The sequence below is a fragment of the Saccharomonospora iraqiensis subsp. paurometabolica YIM 90007 genome (assembly GCF_000231035.2).
Lineage (GTDB): Bacteria > Actinomycetota > Actinomycetes > Mycobacteriales > Pseudonocardiaceae > Saccharomonospora > Saccharomonospora paurometabolica.
Map to the genome: position 1 here is coordinate 1 of NZ_KI912262.1, position 3,209 is coordinate 3,209.

Annotated in this window: 5 protein-coding genes; 2 read left to right on the forward strand and 3 right to left on the reverse strand. The window is 71.4% G+C overall.

Going from position 1 to position 3,209, the window contains the following annotated elements; all coding sequences use genetic code 11:
• Both SACPADRAFT_RS0223275 and SACPADRAFT_RS0223280 read right to left on the reverse strand, forming a co-directional pair.
• On the reverse strand, positions 1-293 hold a 293-nt coding region (locus tag SACPADRAFT_RS0223275; RefSeq protein WP_233357254.1), incomplete at its 3' end, for a DUF1275 family protein.
• Positions 294-480: 187 nt separating this feature from the next.
• Positions 481-1,503, reverse strand: a complete 1,023-nt coding sequence (locus SACPADRAFT_RS0223280) for a sporulation protein (protein ID WP_007027033.1) — start codon at positions 1,501-1,503, stop codon at positions 481-483.
• A gap of 133 nt (positions 1,504-1,636) precedes the next feature.
• Here SACPADRAFT_RS0223280 and SACPADRAFT_RS29525 point away from each other — a divergent pair, with 133 nt between their 5' ends.
• Together SACPADRAFT_RS29525 and SACPADRAFT_RS0223290 are read left to right on the forward strand one after the other, a co-directional pair.
• Entirely contained in the window at positions 1,637-2,185 is a 549-nt protein-coding gene (locus tag SACPADRAFT_RS29525; RefSeq protein WP_040924794.1) for a DUF2020 domain-containing protein, read from the forward strand.
• Between the two features lie 176 nt (positions 2,186-2,361).
• Positions 2,362-2,808 (forward strand): DUF6918 family protein, encoded by a 447-nt coding sequence (locus SACPADRAFT_RS0223290; protein WP_026453161.1) that lies wholly within the window; start codon positions 2,362-2,364, stop codon positions 2,806-2,808.
• A 135-nt stretch (positions 2,809-2,943) separates the two neighbouring features.
• Here SACPADRAFT_RS0223290 and SACPADRAFT_RS33570 read toward each other — a convergent pair.
• Positions 2,944-3,209, reverse strand: a 266-nt coding sequence (locus SACPADRAFT_RS33570; protein WP_007027036.1) for a hypothetical protein, incomplete at its 5' end; no start/stop codon positions are given.

Below are 3,209 nucleotides of genomic sequence, written 5' to 3' on the forward strand. Positions count from 1 at the left end.
GCGAGCGCCGCGGCGGTCCGGTGACCGGGGACCGCGCCCGCCGGTGCGCGGGCGGCGAACACCCCGCCGGTGAGTGCGCCGAGTGTGAAGCCGGCGATCGCGATCGCGGGGGCGTACGCGGCGACCGACGACGACGGGGTGACGCTCAGTCCGAGGAAGACGACGTTGCCCGTCATGTTGGCGACGAAGATCTGGTCGAGTCGCAGGAAGCTCACCGCATCGACGAGTCCGGTCACCAGCGTGAGCACCAACAGCGCGACCACGGTCCGGCGGGGCGGCGGTGCGGTGGTCACGGACACGGTGCGTGCCCTCAGCGCGCACGCGGTGGTGCCGACCCCGGTGCCGGGTACGGTGGCACCGCGGCCATGCTCCGGGGGAGTGCGGCGCGCCCGCCGGGCACGGCGCCGGCGGTGTCACCGATACGCATGCCTCGGCGGATACCCGCCGCGCCGTGCGGGAAACGGTGCGGCGGGCGGGGTGTTACTCCTCGTCGTCGCCTTCCTCCTCCGGCTCCTCCTCTTCCGGTTCCTCCGGCACGTCCGGCTCGTCCACGTCCACGTCGACGTCGCCGATCGGCTGTTCGTCGTCGTCCAGCATCTCGTTGAGTGCCATTCCGCCGAGGATTCCGGCCCCGGCCCCGACCGCGGCGCCGGCGAGCATGCCGCCCATCCCGGACTTCCCGCCGTCGCCGTGGTCGTCGTGGTCGGGCGTGTACTTGAGCCCGGGGCCGCCCGCCACGCCGCGGTGCTCGGCGAGGTGGTCGAGCCACTGCGCGATGTGGGCGGCCCAGTCGGTGCTCGCCGCCTCGTCGTGGGTCCCGGAGAAGTGGCCGAACGCGTCCCGCTCCGGGGTGAACATGCCACCTCGCCGGTCCGCCTCCAGCACGACGTCGATCCGGTCGGGGCCGGTGACGAAGGTGACCTCGACCTCGCCGACCAGTCCGGAGGCCTGCGGCGGCGGGACGAACTCGAGCTCCTGGAAGAACGGCAGTTGCTGGTTGATGCCCTGGAGATGTCCGTGTTCGAGGTCGGCGCCGGTGAACTGGAAGCCGAGTTCGGACAGCGCGTCCAGCACCCGCTGCTGCGCGGGGAGCGGCTCGACGCCGACCGGGTCGAGGTCGCCCTTGTCCGCGACCTGCTCGACGGACAGTTCCGTGCGCAGCCCCAGGGTCATCCCGGGCAGCGGCTGCCCGTGGACGCTGCTGACCGGCGTCTCCCACGGCACGGGCATCTCGAAGGGCAGTGTCTTCTCCGCACCCTCCGCGAGTCCGAACCCGCCACCGACGACCACGCGGTGGAACTCCACCCCCACCTCGTCGTCGCCCGTCTCGACCCCGGTGACCAGGCCGAGGACGACGTGCTCGACGGTGGTCCCCCGGGAGCCGCCGCTGATCCGGACCTCACCGGACAGTGTGCCGCCGGGCCGCACGTGCGGATCGTGCAGCACGGTGTCGACGGACGGGCCGCCGATCCCGAGCGCCCCGAGCAGCTTCCTGAAGACCATCAGTGGTGTCACCCTCCATGTCGATCCGTCGGTTTTCACCGAACGTACATGATCTTGCACCAACTGTCGGTCGATCGGCATCGGTGCGGCCGACCAGGGACGCCGCCCGGCGTTCTGGTTCACTGTGCGACCTATGCGCCCACGTCTCGCCGTGCTCGGATCCGTCACCGTCGCCGTCCTCACGGCCTGTTCGCCGGGCCCGGCCGCACCGGGTCCGGCAGCGGAGCGGACGACGCCGGAGGCTCCGGCGTCGCCCCGGGAGTCGGTGACGCCGCCGCCGGAACCGGATCCGGTGGCCGAGGGGCCGTGCCCGTACCTGTCGGCCGACGCCGTCGCCGAGGCGAACGGACAGCGGGTCGGCACCGTGCGGGTCTCCGACGGTGACCCGCCGAGCTGTTTCTTCCACCGGCCGGACGGGGAGGAGCAGCTGCGTGTGCGGGTGTTCGTCGGGCGGCCGGAGGTGGCGGTCGCGCTCGTCGACGCCGCCGCACCGGTCGCGACGTCGAATCCCGCGACCCGGCCGTCCGGTTGGGAGGGTGGCTACGAAACGGATGCCAGCGGCGCGGTCTATGCCATCAGTAAGGGTGAGACTGCCGTCATCGTGACCACGAATCAACGACAGAGTGTGAAGGCCCGGACGGTGGCCACGGATGTGGTCGGAGCCCTCGAAGGCTCAGCGTGACGGGAGAACACCGCTGCGTGCAAGCCAGATTGATCTTGTACTAAGGTACTGCGCACGCGCAGGCACATCAGGACGGCCTACCTCAACCGGTTGACTCCCCCGAGCGGGGCTGTGCCGGGCGTCGGGCGTCCTGCCAGGCGAATCGTTGAATCAGACTGTGAAGGATGGGAAGAGCCGTGGCTGACACCCTGAAGGAAATCCTGCTCGACTCCAGCAAGCGCCCGACCGTGGTCGAAGACCTCGGGAACCTCATCGACGAGGAGGTCGAGGCCAAGAGCGGCGTGTCCGGCACGGTCATCAAGACCGGCTACGGCGCGGTCAAGAAGATCAAGCCCGGCATGATCACGTCCGCTGTGGACAGCCTCCTCGACGACTTCACCGCCGCGCTGGAGCCCTTCTACGCCGACTTCAAGGCCAGCGGCACGAGCGACTTCGGCAGCTACCTGCCCACCCGCTCGAGCGAGGCCGCCGACGCGCTGCTGTCCGTCACCGACGCCCGCGCGGAGAAGAGCGACCGCGACAGCATCAAGAAGGTCTACGACAAGCTGCGCCCGAAGGGCAAGGAGAACGTCGAGGAGGCCCTGCCGCGCCTGGGCAAGCTCATCGACAAGCACGCCGCCTGAGAACCCGGGGCAGCACCGGCCGGATCCGGTCCGGACCAGAACAGCCGAAGACCCCCGGAGGGGACGCCCTCCGGGGGTCTTCGCTGTCGTCGTGGCCCACCGGCGGGGCTCAGCCGCCGTGGCGGTGGGGCCCGGTCACGACTTCGGCTGCTGCGAGTTGCTCTGTCCGCCCTGGGCCGACGCCCGCTCCGTGCCCTTCGCCGTGTCCTGCCGTGCCGCCTGCTGCTTCGTGGACGGCTGCTTCGTGCCCTGCTGGGCCGTGTCGCCCGTGTTCCGGCTCGACCTGTCGGCCGGGTTCTCGTCCTGCCCGGCCGCCCCGGACGACTGCGCCGCCGTACCGGAGGACTGCGCCGCGGCGGACGGGGACTGCCCCGCGGCGGGAGGTTGCGCCGCCCCGGCCG